The sequence below is a fragment of the Curtobacterium sp. MCLR17_007 genome, from assembly GCF_003234655.2.
Classification (GTDB): Bacteria; Actinomycetota; Actinomycetes; order Actinomycetales; family Microbacteriaceae; genus Curtobacterium.
In genome coordinates this window covers 2,085,159-2,107,378 of record NZ_CP126271.1, presented here as the reverse complement: position 1 = coordinate 2,107,378, position 22,220 = coordinate 2,085,159, and the positions used below count along the sequence as shown (strand labels likewise).

At 70.9% G+C, this 22,220-nt stretch carries 19 protein-coding genes; 18 read left to right on the top strand and 1 reads right to left on the bottom strand.

Annotated elements, in window-relative coordinates; all coding sequences use genetic code 11:
• Positions 1-110: 110 nt before the first annotated feature.
• Entirely contained in the window at positions 111-953 is an 843-nt protein-coding gene (locus tag DEJ13_RS10055) for a peptidylprolyl isomerase (RefSeq protein ID WP_258374046.1), read from the bottom strand.
• Positions 954-1,022: 69 nt separating this feature from the next.
• Here DEJ13_RS10055 and DEJ13_RS10050 point away from each other — a divergent pair, with 69 nt between their 5' ends.
• From DEJ13_RS10050 to carB, 18 genes are all read left to right on the top strand, one after another.
• The gene (locus tag DEJ13_RS10050) at positions 1,023-2,396 is read left to right on the top strand and encodes a replication-associated recombination protein A (RefSeq protein ID WP_502868692.1); all 1,374 of its coding nucleotides are present in this window, start codon (positions 1,023-1,025) and stop codon (positions 2,394-2,396) included.
• A 247-nt stretch (positions 2,397-2,643) separates the two neighbouring features.
• Complete coding sequence (rpsD, locus tag DEJ13_RS10045) at positions 2,644-3,273, top strand: 30S ribosomal protein S4 (RefSeq protein WP_056124163.1); 630 nt, start codon at positions 2,644-2,646, stop codon at positions 3,271-3,273.
• A 132-nt stretch (positions 3,274-3,405) separates the two neighbouring features.
• On the top strand, positions 3,406-3,588 hold the full coding sequence (locus tag DEJ13_RS10040; protein ID WP_056124165.1) for a hypothetical protein: 183 nt from the start codon (positions 3,406-3,408) through the stop codon (positions 3,586-3,588).
• Between the two features lie 40 nt (positions 3,589-3,628).
• Positions 3,629-6,286, top strand: coding sequence for an alanine--tRNA ligase (gene alaS / locus DEJ13_RS10035; RefSeq protein WP_111106334.1), 2,658 nt, complete (start codon positions 3,629-3,631; stop codon positions 6,284-6,286).
• Between the two features lie 8 nt (positions 6,287-6,294).
• Positions 6,295-6,741: a Holliday junction resolvase RuvX gene (gene ruvX, locus DEJ13_RS10030; protein WP_181436962.1), complete on the top strand. Its 447-nt coding sequence runs from the start codon at positions 6,295-6,297 to the stop codon at positions 6,739-6,741.
• 68 nt (positions 6,742-6,809) lie between these two features.
• A complete protein-coding gene (mltG, locus tag DEJ13_RS10025; protein ID WP_258374045.1) occupies positions 6,810-8,351 on the top strand; it encodes an endolytic transglycosylase MltG in 1,542 nt (513 codons plus the stop codon).
• A gap of 57 nt (positions 8,352-8,408) precedes the next feature.
• A complete protein-coding gene (gene aroC / locus DEJ13_RS10020; protein WP_056124176.1) occupies positions 8,409-9,629 on the top strand; it encodes a chorismate synthase in 1,221 nt (406 codons plus the stop codon).
• A complete protein-coding gene (locus tag DEJ13_RS10015; RefSeq protein ID WP_258374044.1) occupies positions 9,626-10,144 on the top strand; it encodes a shikimate kinase in 519 nt (172 codons plus the stop codon). The genes aroC and DEJ13_RS10015 overlap by 4 nt, the downstream gene beginning before the upstream one ends.
• Positions 10,145-10,161: 17 nt before the next feature.
• Positions 10,162-11,259 carry a 3-dehydroquinate synthase gene (gene aroB / locus DEJ13_RS10010; RefSeq protein ID WP_258374043.1) on the top strand — a complete coding sequence of 366 codons (1,098 nt, stop codon included), beginning with the start codon at positions 10,162-10,164 and terminating at the stop codon, positions 11,257-11,259.
• Positions 11,260-11,391: 132 nt separating this feature from the next.
• Positions 11,392-13,083 carry an ABC1 kinase family protein gene (locus DEJ13_RS10005; RefSeq protein WP_056124179.1) on the top strand — a complete coding sequence of 564 codons (1,692 nt, stop codon included), beginning with the start codon at positions 11,392-11,394 and terminating at the stop codon, positions 13,081-13,083.
• A 109-nt stretch (positions 13,084-13,192) separates the two neighbouring features.
• Positions 13,193-13,756 carry an elongation factor P gene (gene efp / locus DEJ13_RS10000; protein ID WP_056124181.1) on the top strand — a complete coding sequence of 188 codons (564 nt, stop codon included), beginning with the start codon at positions 13,193-13,195 and terminating at the stop codon, positions 13,754-13,756.
• Positions 13,757-13,767: 11 nt separating this feature from the next.
• Positions 13,768-14,241 carry a transcription antitermination factor NusB gene (nusB, locus tag DEJ13_RS09995; protein ID WP_111106332.1) on the top strand — a complete coding sequence of 158 codons (474 nt, stop codon included), beginning with the start codon at positions 13,768-13,770 and terminating at the stop codon, positions 14,239-14,241.
• A gap of 58 nt (positions 14,242-14,299) precedes the next feature.
• The gene (pyrR, locus tag DEJ13_RS09990; RefSeq protein WP_056124187.1) at positions 14,300-14,872 is read left to right on the top strand and encodes a bifunctional pyr operon transcriptional regulator/uracil phosphoribosyltransferase PyrR; all 573 of its coding nucleotides are present in this window, start codon (positions 14,300-14,302) and stop codon (positions 14,870-14,872) included.
• Positions 14,869-15,849 carry an aspartate carbamoyltransferase catalytic subunit gene (locus DEJ13_RS09985; RefSeq protein ID WP_111106331.1) on the top strand — a complete coding sequence of 327 codons (981 nt, stop codon included), beginning with the start codon at positions 14,869-14,871 and terminating at the stop codon, positions 15,847-15,849. Before pyrR ends, DEJ13_RS09985 begins: the two co-directional genes overlap by 4 nt.
• The gene (locus DEJ13_RS09980) at positions 15,846-17,198 is read left to right on the top strand and encodes a dihydroorotase (protein WP_111106330.1); all 1,353 of its coding nucleotides are present in this window, start codon (positions 15,846-15,848) and stop codon (positions 17,196-17,198) included. Before DEJ13_RS09985 ends, DEJ13_RS09980 begins: the two co-directional genes overlap by 4 nt.
• On the top strand, positions 17,195-17,737 hold the full coding sequence (locus DEJ13_RS09975) for a PH-like domain-containing protein (RefSeq protein WP_111106329.1): 543 nt from the start codon (positions 17,195-17,197) through the stop codon (positions 17,735-17,737). The genes DEJ13_RS09980 and DEJ13_RS09975 overlap by 4 nt, the downstream gene beginning before the upstream one ends.
• A complete protein-coding gene (gene carA / locus DEJ13_RS09970) occupies positions 17,737-18,936 on the top strand; it encodes a glutamine-hydrolyzing carbamoyl-phosphate synthase small subunit (RefSeq protein WP_111106328.1) in 1,200 nt (399 codons plus the stop codon). Before DEJ13_RS09975 ends, carA begins: the two co-directional genes overlap by 1 nt.
• The gene (gene carB, locus DEJ13_RS09965; RefSeq protein WP_111106327.1) at positions 18,936-22,214 is read left to right on the top strand and encodes a carbamoyl-phosphate synthase large subunit; all 3,279 of its coding nucleotides are present in this window, start codon (positions 18,936-18,938) and stop codon (positions 22,212-22,214) included. Before carA ends, carB begins: the two co-directional genes overlap by 1 nt.
• The last annotated feature ends 6 nt before the right edge of the window (positions 22,215-22,220 follow it).

Sequence of the window (22,220 nt, the reverse complement as noted above, 5' to 3'; positions counted from 1 at the left end):
GGTCTCGCCTCGATCGTGGTCATGCATCACCGACGTCACCGTCGGCACGGTCAGGAAGCCACCCTATTGCAACTGCGGGCTGCGCGACCCGCCGGTGCGGAGACTGTGGACTACTGCTGGCGCTCGATCGTGGCGCCGGTGATGGTGGTTGCCACCTTCGGGGCACCCGTGCCGTCCTGGCCCGCGTCCCTGATGCCCTTCGAGGTGATCTCGCGCTGCAGGTCGTCCAGGCCGCTGGTGACCTTGCCGACGACCGTGTACCCACCCGTGGACCCGTCGAGCGTCGTGTCGCCGTAGACGATGAAGAACTGCGTCGACTGGGACGAGGTCGAGGAGCTCCGCGCGACGGCGATCGTGCCCTTCGGGTACAGGTCATCGCTCGGCGTGTTCTCGATCGGGCCGTACTCGAAGCCGGCGTCACCCGTGCCGTCGCCGTTCGCCGAGCCGCACTGCAGGAACTTGAAGTCCGCGCTGTCGGCGAGCCGGTGGCACTTCGTTCCCTCGTAGAACTGCTTGCGGATCAGGTCGATCTCGACGCTGGCCGCCTGGGGAGCGGCCTTGCCGTCGAGCTCGATCCCGAGGTCGACGTCCTTGTTGAGGGTGAGCGTGCCCGTCCAGGTGCTGTCCTTCGCGATGGAGGCGCTCGGCACGTCGCCGGTGTTCGCGGGCGTGGCGCTCGAGGACGGCGTGGGGGAGGCAGTGGCAGTGGCACTGGCACTGGCACTCGCGTCGTGCGACGGGCGTGAGCCGGCGAAGGCCAGCTGCGAGCCGGTCGCGAGGGCGGCGACCACGACGAGCGCACCGACACCGAACAGGTCGTCCCGCACCCGACGGCGTCGCTGCCGGACGTGCAGACCCTGCCGTGCTTCGTACAGTCGGAGCCGCTCGCGTGCCTCGCGGTCCTCGCGCGCCTGGTTCTTCGGTGCCACGGTGCTGGTCTGCCCTCTCGTCACAGTGTGCTGCGAGCGTATCGGACCGCGCCGATGGATCCGGTGTCGGTCTCCGCGCCTACGATTGGCGCCATGGCAGCGGATCGATCGGGCATGACGGCGCCCACGACCGGTGGGCGTACGGGGCTGTCGCAGGGGTCCGTGCCACTGGCGGTCCGGATGCGACCGACGAGTCTCGCCGAGGTCGCCGGACAACAGCACCTGCTCGGTCGCGGCTCGCCGCTCGTGCAGCTCGCGACGGGCACCCGTGAGAACCCCGGGGGCGTGTCCGTGATCCTCTGGGGACCGCCCGGCACCGGCAAGACGACCCTGGCCCAGGCCATCGCCCGACAGTCGGGCCGCGAGTTCGTCGAGCTCTCCGCCGTGACGGCCGGCGTCAAGGACGTGCGCGAGGTCATGGAGAAGGCCCTCACGCACCGCGACCTGTACGGGGCCACCACGGTGCTGTTCCTCGACGAGATCCACCGGTTCAGCAAGGCCCAGCAGGACGCCCTGCTGCCCGGCGTCGAGAACGGCTGGGTGATCCTCATCGCGGCGACCACCGAGAACCCGTCGTTCTCGGTGATCTCGCCGCTGCTGTCACGGTCCCTCCTGTTGACGCTCAAGCCCCTGACCGACACCGACCTCGGCATGCTCGTCGACCGCGCGGTCGAGGACCCGCGCGGTCTCGGTGGCTCCGTGGTCCTGGGCGACGAAGCCCGCGCGGCCATCGTGCGCCTCGCCTCGGGAGACGCCCGCCGCGCGCTGACCGCGCTCGAAGCCGCCGCCGCGTCCGCCGGTGCGGCGCAGGAGGACGACGACGACGGCGTGCCGGTCGTCGACGCCGACACCGTGGCCGCCGCCGTGGACCGCGCGCTGCTGCGCTACGACCGACAGGGCGACGAGCACTACGACGTCATCAGTGCGTTCATCAAGTCCGTCCGGGGCAGCGACGTCGATGCCGCGCTGCACTACCTGGCCCGGATGATCGAGGCGGGCGAGGACCCGCGCTTCATCGCGCGACGCATCATCATCTCGGCGTCCGAGGACATCGGGATGGCGGACCCCCAGGCCCTGCCCATCGCGGTCGCCGCCGCCCAAGCCGTGCAGCTGATCGGCATGCCCGAGGGCCGCATCCCCCTCGCCGAGGCGGTCGTCTACCTTGCGACCGCGCCGAAGTCGAACGCGGCCTACAACGGCGTCAACCAGGCCATGGCCGACGTCAAGGCCGGGCGCATGGGCGTGGTGCCGAACCACCTGCGTGACGCCCACTACGCCGGAGCCAAGCGCCTCGGCCACGGCAAGGGCTACGTGTACTCACACGACGCCGAACACGGCGTCGCCGAGCAGCAGTACCTGCCCGACGCACTCCAGGGCACCGAGTACTACACGCCGACCACGAACGGCTTCGAGCGAGAGGTCGGCCCGCGGCTCGACCGCCTGCGGCGGATCACCCGCGGCGAGTGAGCGCGGTGCTTGGGGGCCCGGCGGATCCCTGCTATCGTTGACGGGCCTACGTCCTGGTTCCCGCGTGCGGCTGCGTCGGGAACAGAGTCCCGTGACCACCTCGCGTGGTCCGGTACGGGGACAGAGGTTCGGACTGTAGCCGTCCGATCCCACAGGCTCATCCCTCTGGATCCCTTCACGGGGTTCGTCGGCACGTGCGCGTGCCGAGACCCGTGTTCAGTTCAGCAAGTACAGAGAAAAGGACCCTGTGTCTACCAAGTCACGTACCCGCAGCAAGACCCGCCTGTCGCGCGCGCTCGGCATCCCGCTGACGCCGAAGGCGGCCCGGTACCTCGAGAAGCGCCCCTACGGGCCCGGTGAGCACGGCCGTACGCGCCGTCGTGCGGACAGCGACTACGCCGTCCGTCTCCGTGAGAAGCAGCGTCTGCGCGCCCAGTACGGCATCCGCGAGAAGCAGCTCCGCATCGTCTTCGAAGAGGCCCGCAAGACGAACGGCCTGACCGGTGAGAACCTGGTCGAGCTGCTCGAGCAGCGCCTCGACGCCCTCGTGCTCCGTGCCGGCTTCGCCCGCACGACCTCGCAGGCCCGTCAGCTGATCGTGCACCGTCACATCCTCGTCGACGGCAAGCTGGTCGACCGCCCCTCCTTCCGCGTCAAGGAGGGCCAGCTGATCCACGTCAAGCAGCGCTCCGAGTCGCTCGAGCCCTTCCAGGTCGCCGCTGCCGGTGGCCACCAGGAAGTCCTCCCGAAGGTCCCGGGCTACCTCGAGGTCGAGATCGACAAGCTCCAGGCACGCCTCGCGCGTCGCCCGAAGCGCGCCGAGGTCCCCGTGACCTGCGAAGTGCAGCTCGTCGTCGAGTACTACGCAGCTCGCTGACCAGCCCCGGCTGATCCACAGCACACCCCGAACGGCGGGTCGTCCACAGCGGGCGGCCCGCCGTTCGGCGTTGCCGGGGTGACGGCTAAGCTGGTCGGACGCGCGCCTCGGCGTGCGTTGGAGGGAGGCACCGTGAAGCAGCTGTTCTTCGTCGCCGTCGGCGTCGTCATCGGGTTCCTCGTCGCCCACCGGGTCGGCAGGACCTCGGCCGGTGCGACGTTCCTCGCCGAGGTCGACGCCCGCACGAAGGCGTTCCGGGGTGCCGTGGCAGACGGGTACCGCTCCCGCGAAGCCGAGCTCCGCACCGACGTCTGACAAGTCCTCCCGTTCCGCCCTCTCGTCACCAGGAAGCACCATGCAGACCGCAGAGATCCGCCGCCGTTGGCTCCAGTACTTCGGCGACCGAGGCCACACAGTCGTCCCCTCCGCCTCGCTCGTCTCGGACGACCCGTCGCTGCTGTTCACCGTCGCCGGCATGGTGCCGTTCATCCCGTACCTCACCGGGCTCATCCCCGCGCCGTACCCCCGCGCAACCAGCGTGCAGAAGTGCATCCGCACGAACGACATCGAAGAAGTCGGCAAGACCCCGCGTCACGGCACGTTCTTCCAGATGAACGGCAACTTCTCGTTTGGGGACTACTTCAAGGAACAGGCGATCCAGTACGCCTGGGAGTTCCTCACCGGCGCGGAGTCCGACGGCGGCCTCGGTTTCGCCCCGGACGACCTCTGGGTCACCGTCTACGAGGACGACGACGAGGCGATCGCCTTCTGGAAGCAGCACTCGTCCCTGCCGGACGACCGCATCCAGCGCCTCGGCAAGGACACCAACTATTGGTCGACCGGGCAGCCGGGCCCGGCGGGCCCGTGCTCCGAGATCTTCTTCGACCGTGGACCCGAGTACGGCATCGACGGTGGTCCGGCCACCGACGACGACCGCTACGTCGAGATCTGGAACCTCGTGTTCATGCAGTACCAGATCGCCGACGTCCGCTCCAAGTACGACTTCACGATCACCGGCGAGCTGCCGAACAAGAACATTGACACCGGCATGGGGCTCGAGCGCGTCGCCTTCATCAAGCAGGGCGTCGACAACATGTACGAGATCGACCAGGTCCGTCCGGTCCTCGACGAAGCATCAGCGGTCTCCGGTCGCCGCTACGGCGCCGTGCACGAGGACGACGTCCGCATGCGCGTCATCGCGGACCACGTCCGGTCCTCGCTCATGCTCATCGCCGACGGTGTCTCGCCGTCGAACGAGGGGCGTGGCTACATCCTCCGTCGGCTCCTGCGCCGCACCGTGCGTGCGATGCGCCTGCTCGGCGTGGAGTCCGCGACCTTCCCGCGGCTGTTCCCCGCGTCCCGCGACGCGATGCGCGACGCCTACCCCGAGGTCGCGTCCGACTACGACCGCATCGCGCGCATCGCCTACGCCGAGGAAGAGACCTTCCTCCGCACCCTGGCGCAGGGCACGACGATCCTCGACGTCGCGGTCGACCGCGCCAAGCAGGACAACCAGCCCGCGATCGGTGGCGACACCGCCTTCCTGCTGCACGACACGTTCGGGTTCCCGATCGACCTGACGATGGAGATGGCAGAAGAGGCCGGCGTCCACGTCGACCGCGCGGCCTTCGACACGCTCATGTCCGAACAGCGTTCCCGCGCGAAGGCCGACGCGAAGAGCAAGAAGACCGCGCTGGCTGACCTCAGCGTGTACAGCGCCTTCCGCGCGAAGGGCGAGACCACCTTCCTGGGGTACGACGCACTCGAAGCCGAGTCCACCGTGCTCGGCATCATCGTCGACGGCGCCAGCGTCGACCGCGCCGTGGTCGGCGACATCGCCGAGGTCGTCCTCAGCGAGACCGCGCTCTACGCCGAGTCCGGCGGGCAGGACGCCGACCAGGGCTCGATCGTCGGCAACGGCTTCGACCTCGAGGTGCTCGACGTCCAGCGCCCGGTCTCCGGGCTCTGGAGCCACAAGGTGCAGGTCCGTTCCGGCGAGGTCGGTGTCGGTGACGCCGCGACCACCGTCGTCGACGCCGAGTACCGCCGCGGTGCGACCCAGGCGCACTCGGCCACGCACCTGGTGAACGCCGCGCTGCGCGACATCCTCGGGCCCGAGGCGCTGCAGGCCGGTTCCTACAACAAGTCGGGCTACATGCGCCTCGACTTCTCGTGGAGCCAGCCCATCTCGCTCAGCACCCGCTCCGAGATCGAAGAGGTCGTCAACACCGCGATCCGCTCAGACCTCGAGGTCTCGACACGGGTCCTGCCGCTCGACGCGGCGAAGGAGCTCGGCGCGCAGGCGCTCTTCGGCGAGAAGTACGGCGCCGAGGTCCGCATGGTCGACATCGGCGGCCCGTGGTCCCGCGAGCTCTGTGGTGGCACGCACGTCGCCTCGAGCGCGCAGGTCGGCCTGGTGAACCTCGTCGGCGAAGCGAGCGTCGGTTCGACCAACCGCCGCGTCGAGGCACTCGTCGGCCTCGAGGGCTTCCGCGACCTCGCCGTCGAGCGAACGATCGTGTCGCAGCTGTCGAGTGCGCTGAAGGCACCCCGCAACGACCTCCCCACGCGTGTGCAGTCGCTGATGGAGGACCTCCGCGTCGCACAGAAGCGCATCGCGGAGTTCGAGTCCGCGGGCCTGCAGCAGCGGGTCCCCACGATCGCCCGTCTGGCGACGACCATCGGCGGCACCACCGTCGTCGCCGAGTCCGTCGACGGCCTGAAGTCGGCCGACGACCTCCGCTCGCTCGCCACCGGTGTGCGGTCGCAGCTCGGTGACGGTGCCGCGGTGGTCGTCCTCGGCGCCGTCGTCGGCGGGAAGCCGGCCGTGATCGTCGCGACGAACGACGCCGCGCGCGCCGCCGGTGTCCAGGCAGGTCCCCTCGCGAAGGAAGCTGCCGGGGTGCTCGGCGGCGGCGGAGGCGGCAAGCCCGACCTCGCCCAGGGCGGCGGGACCGACGCATCGGCCCTGCCCGCGGCGCTCCGGGCCGTCACCGCGCGGCTCGCGGGCTGATCGTGCCGATGCGGTCCGGGCGGCGACTCGGCGTGGACGTCGGTCGCGCCCGGATCGGCGTCGCGGTGTGCGACCGGGACGGCCTGATCGCCACCCCGGTTGAGACGGTCCGTCGCGATGACAAGACCGACATCGCCCGGATCGTGGCCATCGCGGACGAGTACGACGTGCTCGAGTTGGTCGTGGGGCTGCCGCTGTCGATGTCGGGTGGGGACACGCCCTCGACGACCGACGCTCGCGTGTTCGCCGCGGCACTCGCCGCACACCGACCCGTGCGGATGGTCGACGAGCGGATGTCGACGGTCACGGCGCAGCGCGGCCTGCACCAGGCCGGCCGGAACACGAAGAAGTCGCGAGCCGTGATCGACCAAGCGGCCGCTGTTATCATTCTGCAACATGCGCTCGACCACGAGCGCTCGTCCGGCGCCCCTCCGGGGGCCACGCTCCCTGGATAGGCTGCCCTCCCGTCGTCACCGCATCGACGGAGCCGCTGCGGAGTCACCCACCGAGAGACCGAGGACCGTTGGCAGACGACCTGGACTGGAACGCGATCATCGCCTCCGGCAACGACGCCGAACGGCGGGCTGAGCAGCCCGCCGACGGCCGATCAGACGACCACGACGACGCTGCGGCTGCCGGAGGCGAGATCGGACGACCGCTCTCCCGACGGGAGGCCCGTGCCCGCGAGTCCGCGTCGGCGCGGGACGCCGCGTCTCCCGCTCCTGACGACGCGGGATCCTCGGTCCCTCCGGCTGACGGCCCTGCCGTCCGCGGCACCGACCAGCTGCACCCCGAGGTGCACGCACTGCTGGGCACCGGGCCGGGAGAGCGCTCCGCGGCGGACGGCGGGACGGGGTCGGCAGCCCGCGCTCCGCGCGACGCAGACCAGGGTGCCGGCAACGGCGGCAACGGCGGCAACGGCGGCGACGCTGCGGGCGGCGCCGGTGGTGGGGGTCGTGGCCGAGGCGGGCGAGCCTCCCGTCCGACGCGCGAGCCGCACCGGAGGTCGCGTGGCGCCCTCGTCGCCGGCATCGTCATCGTCGCGGTCGTGATCGCGGCCGGCATCGGCGCGTACGCGTTCGCCGCACCGAAGGTGCAGCAGGTGATCGCGGCGGTCTCGGGCAAGCAGGAGACCGACGACTACACCGGGTCGGGGACGTCGAAGGTGACGATCACGATCAAGCAGGGCGACATCGGCGAGGACGTCGCGAAGACCCTGCAGCGCAGCGGCGTGGTGAAGACGTCGACGGCGTTCTACAAGCTGCTGCTCACCTCGAACGAGGTGCAGTTCCAGCCCGGCTCGTACGCGTTGAAGAAGCACATGAGTTCGAAGGCCGCCCTCGCCGCCCTGCAGGACGCGGACAACAAGGTGACCGCGTCGATCGTCATCCCCGAGGGCACGGCGCTGGCGGACATCGAGGCCGGCATGGTCTCGAAGGCCGGACTGTCCGAGGCGCAGGTCTCGGCCGCGGCGAAGGACGTGTCGGCGTACGGACTGCCGAGCGGCGTCACGTCGCTCGAGGGCTGGTTGTTCCCGGCCACCTACCCGATCAACCCGGGGTGGACGGCACAGCAGTACTTCCAGTCGATGGTCGACACCATGAAGCAGCACCTGAAGGACGCCGGCGTCGCCGAGGCCGACCAGGAGCACGTCATCGTGTTCGCCTCGCTCGTGCAGAAAGAGGCGGGTCTCGCGGCGGACTTCCCGAAGGTCGCGCGCGTCTTCCAGAACCGCCTCGACCAGGGCATGCTCCTGCAGTCGGACGCGACGGTCGCCTACGGCACCGGGAACACGCACCGCGTCACGACCACCGACGCCGAGCGCTCTGACTCCGGCAACCCGTACAACACGTACCAGCACAAGGGACTGCCGCCGGGGCCGATCTCGAACCCGGGTGACGTCGCCATCAAGGCCGTCACCCAGCCCGCGACGGGCAACTGGCTGTACTTCGTCACGGTGAACCTCGAGACCGGCGAGACGGTGTTCTCCGACACGCTCCCGCAGCACGAGGCCGCTGTGCAGCAGTTCCAGGCATGGCTACGCGCCCACCCGTCGTACCAGTAGTCGCCGGTCCTCCCACGGGCGCGTCGCACAGACGGCGCCTGTGGGAGGATGGACACCATGCTTCGTTGGTTGACCGCTGGTGAGTCCCACGGACCCGAACTGATCGCGATGCTCGAGGGCCTGCCCGCTGGCGTCCCGGTGTCGTTCGAGTCCATCCGCACCGACCTCGCTCGGCGCAAGCTGGGCTACGGTCGTGGCTCCCGCATGAAATTCGAGCAGGACGAGCTGCACGTCTCGGGCGGTGTCCGGCACGGCTACTCCCTGGGCAGCCCGATCGCCATCCGCATCGGCAACACCGAGTGGCCGAAGTGGGTCGAGGTCATGAACCCCGAGCCGGTCGAGCAGACCGAGCTCTCCCGCGGCCGCAGTGCCCCGCTGACCCGACCCCGTCCCGGGCACGCCGACCTGGTCGGCATGCAGAAGTACGGCTTCGACGAGGCCCGACCGATCCTCGAGCGCGCGTCCGCCCGCGAGACCGCGGCCCGCGTCGCGCTCGGCGCCGTCGCCAAGGCCTTCCTCGCCGAGCTCGGCATGCGCTCCGTCGCCCACACCCTGCAGGTGGGCACCGTCCGGGTGCCCGACGGCACGGCACTCCCGCAGCCCGACGACGTCGACCGCCTCGACGAGGACCAGCTGCGGTGCTTCGACGCCGACACCTCGGCCCGCATGGTCACCGAGGTCGAGGCCGCCAAGAAGGACGGCGACACCCTCGGCGGTGTCGTCGAGGTCCTGTTCTACGGGGTCCCGCCGGGGCTCGGCTCGCACGTGCAGTGGGACCGCCGCCTCGACGCCCGGCTCGCCGCGGCGATCATGGGCATCCAGGCGATCAAGGGCGTCGAGGTCGGCGACGGCTTCCAGACCGCGGGACGCCGCGGCTCCGAGGCGCACGACGAGCTGTACCGCGAAGACGGCGAGATCATCCGCACGAGCGACCGAGCGGGCGGCACCGAGGGTGGCATGTCCACGGGCACCGTGCTCCGGGTCCGTGCCGCGATGAAGCCGATCGCCACCATCCCCCACGCCCTGCACACGATCGACGTCGCCACCGGCGAGGACGCTTCGGCGCACCACCAGCGCTCCGACGTCTGTGCCGTGCCGGCCTCCGGTGTGGTCGCCGAGGCGATGGTCGCCCTGACCCTGGCCGACGCCGTCCTCGAGAAGTTCGGCGGCGACAACGTCGTCGAGACCAAGCGCAACCTGGAGTCGTACCTCGCGTCGATCCCGGAGACCCTGCGCTCGCGCCGCACCGAGCCGGCAGCGCACTCCACGACCTGGTGAGCGCTGAGCAGCCTGCCGAGGCGCCGGTCGTGGTGATCGGCCCGATGGGCGCGGGCAAGTCGACCGTCGGCAAGCGGGTCGCGAAGCGCCTCGGCGTGCCCTTCACCGACACCGACCGGGTCATCGCGCGCGAGCACGGTCCGATCCCCGGCATCTTCGCCGACCGGGGCGAGCCCGCTTTCCGCGAACTCGAGGCCGACGCAGTACGGCGGGCAATCGGCGCCGGCGGGGTGATCGCCGTCGGCGGGGGAGCGGTCACGCACGCGGCCACGCGTCAGGCGCTGACCGGCGCCCGCATCGTGCTGCTGACCGTGTCGCCCGAGGCCGTCGCCGAGCGCATCGCCGGCTCCGATCGACCGCTGCTGGCGTCCGGCGGCATCGACGCGTGGCAGACCATCCTGGACGAGCGCGCCGCGACCTACGCGGAACTCGCGCACACCGTGGTCGACACCTCGCGGCGACCGATGTCGCACGTGGTCGACGACGTCGTGCGCTGGCTGCAGTCCGACCACTGAACCCAACGAGGAGCACCGTGACCGAGTCGACCCTGCCCGAGGGCACCACCGAGATCCGCGTCGGCGGCGAGGACGGCTACGTGGTCGCGGTCGGGAGCGGGCTGCTCGACTCGGTGCCCGCGCTGCTCGGCCCCCGCGTCGCGAAGGTGCTCATCGTGCACGCCCCCACGCTCGGTGCCCGTGCGGAGGCACTGCGGGTGCTGCTCGTGGACGCCGGCCTCGAGGCACTCATCGCCGAGGTCCCCGATGCCGAGGCGGCCAAGCGCGTCGAGGTGGCCGCGTTCTGCTGGCAGGTGATGGGCCAGTCCGACTTCACCCGGACCGATGCCGTGATCGGGCTCGGCGGCGGGGCCGTCACCGACCTGGCCGGGTTCGTCGCCGCGACCTGGCTCCGAGGCGTGCCGTACGTGTCGATCCCGACGAGCGTGCTCGGGATGGTCGACGCCAGCGTCGGCGGCAAGACCGGCATCAACACGAACGAGGGCAAGAACCTGGTCGGTGCCTTCGCCGCACCGCACGCGGTCGTGGCCGACCTGGACCTGCTGGCGACGCTGCCCCGGAACGACGTGCTGACCGGCTTCGCCGAGATCGTCAAGGCCGGGTTCATCGCCGTGCCCGAGATCCTCGACGTCATCGAGGCCGACGTCGAGCGCGCGACGGACCCGACCACGCCGGAGTTCCGCCGCGTCGTCGAGCTCGCGATCGAGCTCAAGGCACGCGTGGTGTCGGACGACTTCACGGAACAGGGCCGACGCGAGGTCCTCAACTACGGACACACCCTGGGGCACGCGATCGAGCACGCCGAGCGCTACCAGTGGCGGCACGGTGCGGCGGTGTCGGTCGGCATGGTCTTCGCCGCGGAGCTCGCGCGTCTGACCGGGCACCTGGACGACGCCACCGTCGACCGCCACCGGGCGATCCTGGACGCACTGTCGCTGCCGACGACGTACCCACTCGGGCGCTGGCAGTCGCTGCTGGCGACGATGCGCCGGGACAAGAAGGCCCGGGCCGGCATGCTCCGGTTCATCGTGCTCGACGGTGTCGGCAAGCCGGTGGTGCTGGAGGGGCCCGAGGACCACCTGCTGTTCACCGCGTACCAAGAGGTCGGGGTCTAGCCACGGGGCGACCCTGACGCGGCCCCGACGACCGCGGGGCGGGCGGAACCGTCCTGTGGGGGACGAGCCGGGCCTCCCGTCCTGTGGAGGAGTCGCCTGCGGAACCCCAGGCCGGGGGAGCATGCTGGCTGAGTGCCCAACCCTCCCCGCCTGAGCGACCTCGGCGGCGGGCAGGCCGTCGACGCGGGAACCCTCCGGACCCGCGCGCGCCGCTTCGCCGAACTGCTGTCCATCGCCCGCCGTCACGACCTCCTGCCCTTCCGCCGGCTGGACTTCTCCCGCGACCCGGAGACCTCCGACAAGCGGCGCAGCCAGGCCGAGCACCTCCGCCTGGCGCTCGAGGAGGCCGGTGGCGGGTTCGTGAAGATGGGCCAGCTGCTCTCCACACGCGACGACCTGCTGCCCGACGAGTGGACCGACGGCCTGGCGTCGTTGCAGGAGGGGGTCTCGCCGGCTGATCCGTCCGAGGTCGCCGAACTGCTCGCCAGCGAACTGCACGCACCGGTCGACGAGCTGTTCCAGTCCTTCGACGCGACGCCCGTGGCCGCGGCGTCGATCGCGCAGGTCCACCGGGCGCGACTGCACGACGGCACCGCTGTGGCGGTCAAGGTGCAGCGTCCCGGCATCGACGACGCCGTCCGTCGCGACGTCGACATCGCGTTGCGGGTGGTCACGTTCATGGCGCGCACCTCGGCCGAGGCCAGACAGGTCGGCGTGCGGGACGTCGCGCAGCAGTACGCCGACGACTTGATCCGCCAGGTGGACTTCCGGTCCGAGCTCCGGAACCTCGAGACCCTGCGTGCGGCGCAGGAACGCAGCGCTCGTCCGGACGAGGTCCGCTTCCCGGCCTCGTACCCCGAGCTGTCCGGCCGACGCGTGCTCGTGATGGAGTTCCTCGAGGGCGACACGCTGAGCGCGATCCGGGCGTCCCGTGCCGATCGCGACCTGGACGGACCGATGCGGGCCATCCTGCGGGTGTTCCTGCGACAGGTCGTCTTCGACGGGATCTACCACGGCGACCTGCACCCGGGGAACGTCCTGCTGCTGCCCGACGGTCGCCCCGCACTCATCGACTTCGGATCGGTGGGACGACTCGACCCGACCCTGCGCGACGTCGTGCAGGAACTCGTCGCGGCGTACATCCAGAACGACACGACGCGCATCGCGGACGCGGTGCTGCGCATGGCGCCGGTGCGCCGCGCCGAGGACGAACCGGACTTCCGGCGGGACATCGCGCGGTTCGTGGCGGACGAGCTCGGGCCCGGTGCCCGCATCGGCGTGCAGACGGTCGACGACGCGGTCGAGGTGTTCGGCCGCTACCGGTTGAAGCCCCCGCCGGACTTCGTCGCGGCCGCCCGGGCGCTGGCCATCTTCGAGGGCACGCTCCGCACGTTGCTGCCGTCGTTCGACCTGCTCGACGAGTCGCGCAACCTCGCGAGCGAGCAGATCCGCGACCAGCTCCGACCCAGCGTGCTGGGCGGCATCGCCGCCCGCGAGCTGTTCGGCCTGGTCTCGACGGTCCGGCGCTTGCCGCGCCGGGTCGACCGCATCGGCGAGGCGATCGAGCAGAACCGCCTGTCGGTGAACATCCGCCTGCTCGCCGACCAGCGCGACCGCCGGACGGTGTCGGGCATGATCCGGCGGATCCTGCTCGTGCTCCTCGGTTCGGGCGCCGGGATCCTGTCGATCGTGTACCTGACGATGCCGAGCCGGCCGACCGCGGTGCTGAGCACGGGTGCAGCGGGTGGCCTGCTCGGCGGGGCGACCGTGGTGCTGCTCGGCTGGGCCGCGATCGATGCCTGGCGGGCACGACGGCGGGACTGAGACGCTCGGCGGGCACGACGGCGGGACTGAGGCGGTCGGCTACACTCGTCCGGGGCACCCAGCCGCCCGCACCCCTTCATTCCTCAACACGAATTGGACATCGACACCCATGGCCAGTACCACTGACATCAAGAACGGCGCCGTTCTCATCATCGACGGGCAGCTCTGGTCGGTCGTCGAGTTCCAGCACGTCAAGCCCGGCAAGGGTGGTGCGTTCGTCCGCACCAAGCTGAAGAACGTCGTCTCCGGCAAGGTCGTCGACCGCACGTTCAACGCCGGCGCCAAGATCGAGACCGCGACGGTCGACCGCCGTGACTACCAGTTCCTCTACGAGGACGGCGACTCGTACGTGTTCATGGACACCGACACCTACGACCAGGTCCCGGTCCCCGCCACGGTCGTCGGCGACGCGAAGAACTTCCTGCTCGAGTCGGCGATGGTCACCATCGCGATGAACGAGGGCAACCCCCTCTACATCGAGCTCCCCACCTCGATCGTCACCGAGATCGAGACCGAGCCGGGCCTGCAGGGCGACCGCTCGTCGGGTGGCACGAAGCCGGCGACCATCAAGGCCACCGGTTACCAGATCCAGGTGCCGCTGTACCTCGAGACCGACACCAAGGTGAAGATCGACACGCGCGACGGCAACTACCTCGGCCGCGTCAACGACTAGGGCGCTGCCACATGAGTGCTCGTTCCAAGGCCCGCAAGCGCGCCCTCGACATGCTGTACGTGGCCGAGGTGCGTGAGCTCCCGATCGCCGACGTGCTGGCGACCGAGACCGTCCGCCACCTCGACCAGCCCGAGCGTGCGTCCAGCTGGGACTACGCGCGACAGGTCGTCACCGGCGTGGACGAGGCCCGCTCCGAGATCGACGCCGTGATCGTCGAGCACGCCCAGGGCTGGTCGATCCCGCGCATGCCGGTGCTCGACCGGTGCATCCTGCGGATGGGCGTGTGGGAGATCCGGTTCAACGACGAGGTGCCCGACGCGGTCGCCATCTCCGAGGCGGTCGAACTCGCGCAGTCGCTCTCGACGGAGGAGTCCGCCGGGTTCGTCAACGGTGTGCTCGGCGCGGTCGCCGGTGGGCGAGCGCCCGTCGGAGGCGACCGTGGACCGTCCGGTCGGACGGTCGCCGGGGACCAGGAGTCCCGCTAGGGTTGAGCTCGTCAGCATCCTTTAAATGCCGTCCTGAGAGGCGGGGAAGGAGGTCGGCGTGGGTACCAGAACGGTCCTGCAGCACCCCGACATCACGCGTGCCCTGACACGCATCGCGCACGAGATCCTCGAGGCCAACCACGGCGGCTCGGACCTCGTGCTGCTCGGCATCCCGACCCGTGGCGCCGTCCTGGCGGAACGGCTCGGCCGCGTCCTGGCCGAGATCGAGCCGGAGTGGGCCTCGGCCCGCGGCGGGATCGGCACCGAACGGGTCGGTGCCCTCGACGTCACCATGCACCGCGACGACCTGGGGCACGGCATCGGCCGAGCACCGCACCGGACGACCATCCCCGCGGGCGGCATCGACGGCAAGGTCGTCGTGCTCGTCGACGACGTGCTCTACTCGGGCCGCACCGTCCGGGCCGCACTCGACGCGCTGCAGGGCATCGGCCGGCCCCGCGCCGTCCGGCTGGCCGTGCTGGTCGACCGCGGTCACCGCGAGCTGCCGATCCGCGCGGACCACGTCGGCAAGAACCTGCCGACGGCGTCCGACGAGCGGGTCACGCTGCGCCTGACCGAGACCGACGGCACCGACGAAGTCGTGATCGAGCAGTCGGGGGGCGACGCGTGAAGCACCTGCTGTCCACCGCCGACCTGTCGCGCGCCGACGCCGTGCACATCCTCGACGTCGCCGAGGAGATGGCCGAGGTCAACCAGCGCGAGGTCCGCAAGTTGCCGGCCCTGCGCGGCAAGACCGTCGTGAACCTGTTCTTCGAGGACTCGACCCGCACGCGCATCTCGTTCGAGGCCGCCGCCAAGCGCCTGTCTGCGGACGTGATCAACTTCGCCGCGAAGGGCTCCAGCGTCTCGAAGGGCGAGTCCCTCAAGGACACGGTGCAGACGCTCGGCGCGATGGGCATCGACGGCATCGTGATGCGGCACGGCGCGTCCGGAGCCCCGCGGGTGCTGGCCGACGCGGACTGGATCGACGTCCCGGTCGTCAACGCCGGCGACGGCACCCACGAGCACCCCACCCAGGCACTGCTCGACGCGTTCACGATGCGACGTCGCCTGCACGGCTCCGGGTCCCGCGGCCAGGCCCTCGACGGCGTGCGCGTCCTGATCGTGGGCGACGTCCTGCACAGCCGCGTCGCCCGCAGCAACGCCTGGCTGCTCCGCACGCTCGGCGCCAGCGTGACGTTCGCCGCGCCGCCGACCCTGCTCCCCGCCACGACCACGCCGTTCGGTGCCGCCGTGCACCACGACCTCGACGTCGCACTGGCCGAGGACCCGGACGTCGTGATGACGCTCCGCATCCAGCAGGAGCGCATGAACGACGCGTTCTTCCCGAACCCGCGCGAGTACAGCCGCCACTGGGGCCTGACCGCGGCGCGGTTCGCCCGGCTCGACCCCCGCACCCTCGTCATGCACCCGGGGCCGATGAACCGCGGTCTCGAGATCGCCGACGTCGCCGCCGACGCGCCGGCCTCGACGATCGTCGAGCAGGTCGAGCACGGGGTGTCGGTCCGGATGGCCGTCCTGTACCTGGCGCTGACCGGGAACGAAACGAAACTGACCGGCAACGAAGCGAAGGAGTCCGTCGCATGACCCCTCACCTGATCCGCGGCGCGCAGCTGGTGGACGGCTCGCGTGCCGACATCCGACTGGAGGGCGGGCTCGTCACCGCGGTCGGGTCCGGTCTCGACGCGGCCGGCGCCACCGTCGTCGACGCGGACGGCCTGATCGCCCTGCCCGGTCTCGTGGACCTGCACACCCACCTGCGCGAGCCCGGGTCCGAGGAGTCCGAGACCGTCCTGTCCGGCTCGCGTGCCGCGGCCGCCGGCGGCTTCACCGCCGTCAACGCGATGGCGAACTCGAGTCCCGTCGCGGACACCGCCGGCGTGGTCGAGCAGGTCCAGGCACTGGGGGACGACGCGGGCTACGTCACCGTGCGCCCGATCGGAGCCGTCTCGCAGGGCCTGCAGGGGACGCACCTGTCCGAGATCGGCGCGATGGCGACCTCGCGGGCGAAGGTCCGGGTGTTCTCGGACGACGGCTCGTGCGTGTCCGACCCGCTGCTGATGCGCCGGGCGCTCGAGTACATCAAGGGCTTCGGCGGCGTCCTCGCCCAGCACGCGCAGGAACCCCGTCTGACCATGGGTGCGCAGATGAACGAGGGCCGGCTGTCGTCCGAGCTCGGTCTGGCCGGGTGGCCCGCGGTCGCGGAAGAGGCGATCATCGCCCGCGACGTGCTGTTGGCCGACCACGTCGGCGCCCGGCTGCACGTGTGCCACGTCTCGACCGCCGGCAGCGTCGAGGTGATCCGCTGGGCCAAGTCCCGCGGGATCGACGTCACCGCCGAGGTCACGCCCCACCACCTCGTGCTGACCGAGGACCTCATCGCGGGGCTCGACGGCGCCCCCGGGTACGACGCCCGCTACAAGGTGAACCCGCCGCTGCGCTCGCGTGAGGACGTCGACGCGCTGCGGGCCGCCCTGGCCGACGGGACGATCGACATCGTCGCGACGGACCACGCGCCGCACACGGCCGAGGCCAAGTGCTGCGAGTGGCCGGCCGCCGCGAACGGCATGGTCGGCCTCGAGTCCGCGCTCAGCGTGGTCCAGGCCGCCGTGGTCGACGACGGTCGTCTGGACTGGGCCGACGTCGCTCGCGTGCTCTCGAGCGCTCCCGCGCGCATCGGGCAGGTCGAGGGCCACGGGCACGCCATCGCCGAGGGCGCCCCGGCCGAGGTCACGCTCTACGACCCGAGCGCGAGCCGCGAGTTCGCCGTCACCGACCTGGCGGGGCAGTCACGGAACTCGCCCTACCTCGGCATGCGTCTGCCCGGCCGCGTCGTCGCGACCTTCCACCACGGCTTCCCGACGGTGCTCGACGGCGCCGTCGTCGACGCGACGACGGTCGCCGCGGCGGCCAGGGCGCAGCAGGTGCACGCATGAGCGGCGACGCCGCACGGTGGGTCCTCGGCGGCGTGATCCTGCTCGCCGTGGCCGCGCTGTTCCTCGCCATGGTGCGCACCTGGCGGACGCGGGTCAGGAAGCAGGCGCAGGTCGCGCCTCCCGTCCCGGTGCCGTCCGACCCCGGAACCACGGTCGGGTCGTGGGACGGGTTCAGCGTCGCGACGACCCGCGCCGACCACCCCCTGGAACGCATCGCGGCAGGCGGGCTCGGCTTCCGTGGTCGCGGCGGTCTGACCGTGCACGAGACCGGCGTGGTGATGCACCTGGCCGGTGAACCGGACCGGTGGATCGCCGCAGCGCTGCTCCGGGGCGCCGACCGCGCGACGGCGGCCATCGACCGGGTGGTCGAACCCGGGGGACTGGTCCGTCTGCGATGGACGGCGACCGGCGCCGCCGGCGCGACGGACCTCGACACCTACTTCCGGTTCCCGCAGGACGACGCGGCAGCGCTCGTCGCCCTGCAGGAGCTGTCGACGAAGCACAACCACCCGCACACCGCGGGCGAAGGGACGAACTGATGACACGCGAACGGGCCGTGCTGGTCCTCGAGGACGGCACCCGACACGACGGCTGGGCCTACGGCGCCCGCGGACGCACCCTCGGCGAGGTGGTGTTCGCCACGGGGATGACCGGCTACCAGGAGACCCTGACCGACCCGTCGTACGCCGGGCAGATCGTGGTGCAGACCGCGCCGCACATCGGCAACACGGGCGTCAACGACGAGGACCCCGAGTCGCGGCGCATCTGGGTCGCCGGGTACGTGGTGCGCGACCCCAGCCGCGTGGTGTCGAACCACCGGGCGACCGCCTCGCTCGACGAGCACCTGGTCCGCGACGGCATCGTCGGCATCTCCGGCGTCGACACCCGGGCGCTGACCCGCCGCATCCGCGACGCCGGCGCGATGAAGGGCGGCGTGTTCAGCGGTCCGGACGCGGCCCTGTCCGCCGCCGAGCAGCTGCAGCTCGTGCAGGACCAGGCCGACATGGCCGGGCAGAGCCTGTCCGCCGCGGTGTCCACGGCCGAGCCGTACGTCGTCCCCGCGGTCGGCGAGCAGATCGGCACCCTCGCGGTGCTCGACCTGGGCGTCAAGGCGTCGACCACGCGCTACCTCGCCGCCCGCGGCTTCGAGGTGCACGTGCTGCCGCAGGACGTCACGATCCAGGAACTGCGCGAACTGGCCCCGGACGCGCTGTTCTACTCGAACGGTCCCGGTGACCCGGCGGCGTCGGAGTCGCAGGTGACGCTGCTGCAGGAGAGCCTGGGCGACGGCCGCCCGTTCTTCGGCATCTGCTTCGGGAACCAGCTGCTCGGACGCGCGCTCGGCTTCGGCACCTACAAGCTGCCCTTCGGCCACCGCGGCATCAACCAGCCGGTGCTCGACACCACCACGGGCAAGGTCGAGATCACGAGCCAGAACCACGGCTTCGCTGTCGACGCCCCCGTCGGTCAGGTGCTCGAGTCCCCGGCCGGCTTCGGCCGCGTCGAGGTCTCCCACTACTCGCTCAACGACGACGTGGTCGAGGGCCTCCGCGCGCTCGACATCCCGGCGTTCAGCGTGCAGTACCACCCCGAGGCCGCCGCCGGACCGCACGACAGCATGTACCTGTTCGACCGCTTCCGGGACATGGTCGTCGCGCGCAAGGAGGGCCGTCCGCTGGACGCAGCCACCGCCGACGCGACCACCCCCGCAGCCGACGTCACGAAGGAAGGCAACTGATGCCGAAGCGCCCTGACATCAACTCCGTCCTGGTCATCGGCTCCGGCCCGATCGTGATCGGGCAGGCCGCCGAGTTCGACTACTCCGGCACCCAGGCCTGCCGTGTCCTGCGTGCCGAGGGCATCCGCGTGATCCTCGTCAACCCGAACCCGGCGACGATCATGACCGACCCGGACTTCGCGGACGCCACCTACATCGAGCCGATCACGAACGCCTCGATCGAGGAGATCATCCGCATCGAGCAGCCGGACGCGATCCTGCCGACGCTCGGCGGGCAGACCGCGCTGAACGCGGCGATCGCGCTCGACGAGGCCGGCATCCTCGAGGCGCACGGTGTCGAGCTCATCGGCGCGAAGGTCGACGCGATCCAGCGTGGTGAGGACCGCCAGCTCTTCAAGGAGCTCGTGCTCGAGTCGGGCGCCGACGTCGCCCGCAGCCACATCGCCCACACGCTGGACGAGGCGAAGGAGTTCGCGAAGGACCTCGGCTACCCGCTGGTCGTCCGCCCGTCCTTCACCATGGGCGGTCTGGGCTCCGGATTCGCGTACAACGAGGCCGAGCTCGTCCGCTTCGTCGGCGACGGTCTGCAGTCCAGCCCGACCACCGAGGTCCTGCTCGAGGAGTCGATCCTCGGCTGGAAGGAGTACGAACTCGAGCTGATGCGGGACAACTTCGACAACACCGTCGTCGTCTGCTCGATCGAGAACGTCGACCCGGTCGGTGTGCACACCGGTGACTCGATCACGGTCGCCCCCGCGCTGACCCTGACCGACCGCGAGTACCAGAACATGCGCGACATCGGCATCGACATCATCCGTCGGGTCGGCGTCGACACCGGCGGCTGCAACATCCAGTTCGCGGTGGACCCGTCGAACGGCCGCCTCATCGTCATCGAGATGAACCCGCGCGTGTCGCGGTCGAGTGCGCTGGCGTCGAAGGCGACGGGCTTCCCGATCGCCAAGATCGCCGCCAAGCTCGCCATCGGCTACCGCCTCGACGAGATCCAGAACGACATCACGCGCGTCACCCCGGCGAGCTTCGAGCCGACGCTCGACTACGTCGTCGTGAAGACCCCGCGCTTCGCGTTCGAGAAGTTCCCGGCCGCCGACGCCACCCTGACCACGACGATGAAGAGCGTGGGCGAGGCGATGGCCATCGGTCGCAACTTCACGACCGCCCTGCAGAAGTCGCTGCGGTCGCTCGAGAAGCGCGGGTCGAGCTTCCACTGGGACACCCCGGCGGCCGAGCTCGACAAGGACGCCCTCCTCGAGAAGTCGAAGATCCCGACCGACGGCCGCATCGTCACGGTCCAGCAGGCTCTGTTCGCCGGTGCCACCGTCGAAGAGGTATTCGCGGCGAACGCGATCGACCCGTGGTACCTCGACCAGATCGTGCTCATCAACGAGGTCGCGGCCGAGGTCCGTGACGCCGCCGAGCTCGACGCGGACACGGTCCGCTGGGCGAAGGAACACGGCTTCAGCGACATCCAGATCGCGGCGCTCCGCGGCATCACCGAGCAGCAGGTCCGCGACGTCCGGCACGGGTTCGGCATCCGCCCGGTCTTCAAGACGGTCGACACCTGCGCCGGTGAGTTCCCGGCCCTGACGCCGTACCACTACTCGTCCTACGACACCGAGACCGAAGTGGCGCCGAGCGACCGCAAGAAGGTCGTCATCCTGGGCTCCGGTCCGAACCGCATCGGGCAGGGCGTCGAGTTCGACTACTCGTGCGTGCACGCGTCGTTCGCGCTGAGCGACGCCGGGTTCGAGACGATCATGGTCAACTGCAACCCGGAGACCGTCTCGACCGACTACGACACCTCGGACCGGCTGTACTTCGAGCCGCTCACCACCGAGGACGTCCTCGAGGTCATCGAGGCCGAGGCCGCCTCGGGCGAGCTCGTCGGCGTCGTCGTGCAGCTGGGCGGCCAGACCGCGCTCGGACTCGCGAAGCCGCTCGAGGCCGCGGGCATCCCGATCCTCGGCACCACCCCGACGGCGATCGACTCCGCCGAGGAGCGCGGCCAGTTCTCCGCGATCCTCGACGCGGCCGGCCTGCTCGCACCGCGCAACGGCACGGCGCACGACCTCGACAGCGCGACCGCGGTGGCCGAGGAGATCGGCTACCCGGTCCTCGTCCGCCCGTCGTTCGTGCTCGGCGGCCGCGGCATGGAGATCGTCTACGACTCCGCCGCGATGGCCGACTACTTCGACCGCATGGCCGACCAGGCGATCATCGGCCCGGACCTGCCGCTCCTGGTGGACCGGTTCCTCGACGACGCCGTGGAGATCGACGTCGACGCCCTGTTCGACGGCGAGCGGCTCTACATCGGCGGCATCATGGAGCACATCGAAGAGGCGGGCATCCACTCGGGTGACTCGTCCTGCACGCTCCCGCCGGTCGGCCTCGGGCGCGGTGAGATCCAGGCCGTGGTCGACGCGACCGAGAAGATCGCGCGCGGCATCGGCGTGCGCGGCCTGCTCAACGTGCAGTTCGCGATCGGCGCCGGCGTGCTCTACGTGCTCGAGGCGAACCCCCGCGCCAGCCGCACCGTCCCGTTCGTCTCGAAGGCGCTCGGCATCGCGCTGGCCAAGGCGGCGGCGCGGATCATGACCGGCACGTCGGTCGACGCCCTCGTCGCCGAGGGGCTGCTGCCCGCCCGCGACGGTGCGTTCGTCCCGGCGCAGGCGCCGGTCGCCGTCAAGGAAGCGGTGCTGCCGTTCCGGCGGTTCCGCACCGCCGAAGGCCAGGTCGTCGACTCGGTCCTCAGCCCCGAGATGCGCTCCACCGGTGAGGTCATGGGCATCGACCGCGACTTCCCGCGGGCGTTCCTGAAGTCCCAGATCGCCGCGTACGGCGGCCTGCCGACCAGCGGCACGGTCTTCGTGAGCGTCGCCGACACCGACAAGCGCGCGATCGTCCTTCCGGTGCACCGCCTGCAGCAGCTCGGCTTCACGATCACCGCGACCGAGGGGACCGCCGAGGTCCTCCGCCGCAACGGCATCCTGGTCGACGTGGTCGGCAAGTACAGCCAGGGCGGCGAGAGCGTGGTGGACCTGCTCGCGCGCAACGAGGTCGACATCGTGATCAACACCCCGAGCGGGGCGTCGGGTCGCGCCGACGGCTACGAGATCCGTGCGGCGACCGTCGCGGCGGACAAGCCGCTGTTCACGACGATCGCGCAGCTCGGCGCCGCCGTCGCAGCCATCGAGACGATCGGCACCCCGCACGCGGTGCGCAGCCTGCAGGACTACGCGCTCGAGCGGGCGGGCTGGTGACGTCCA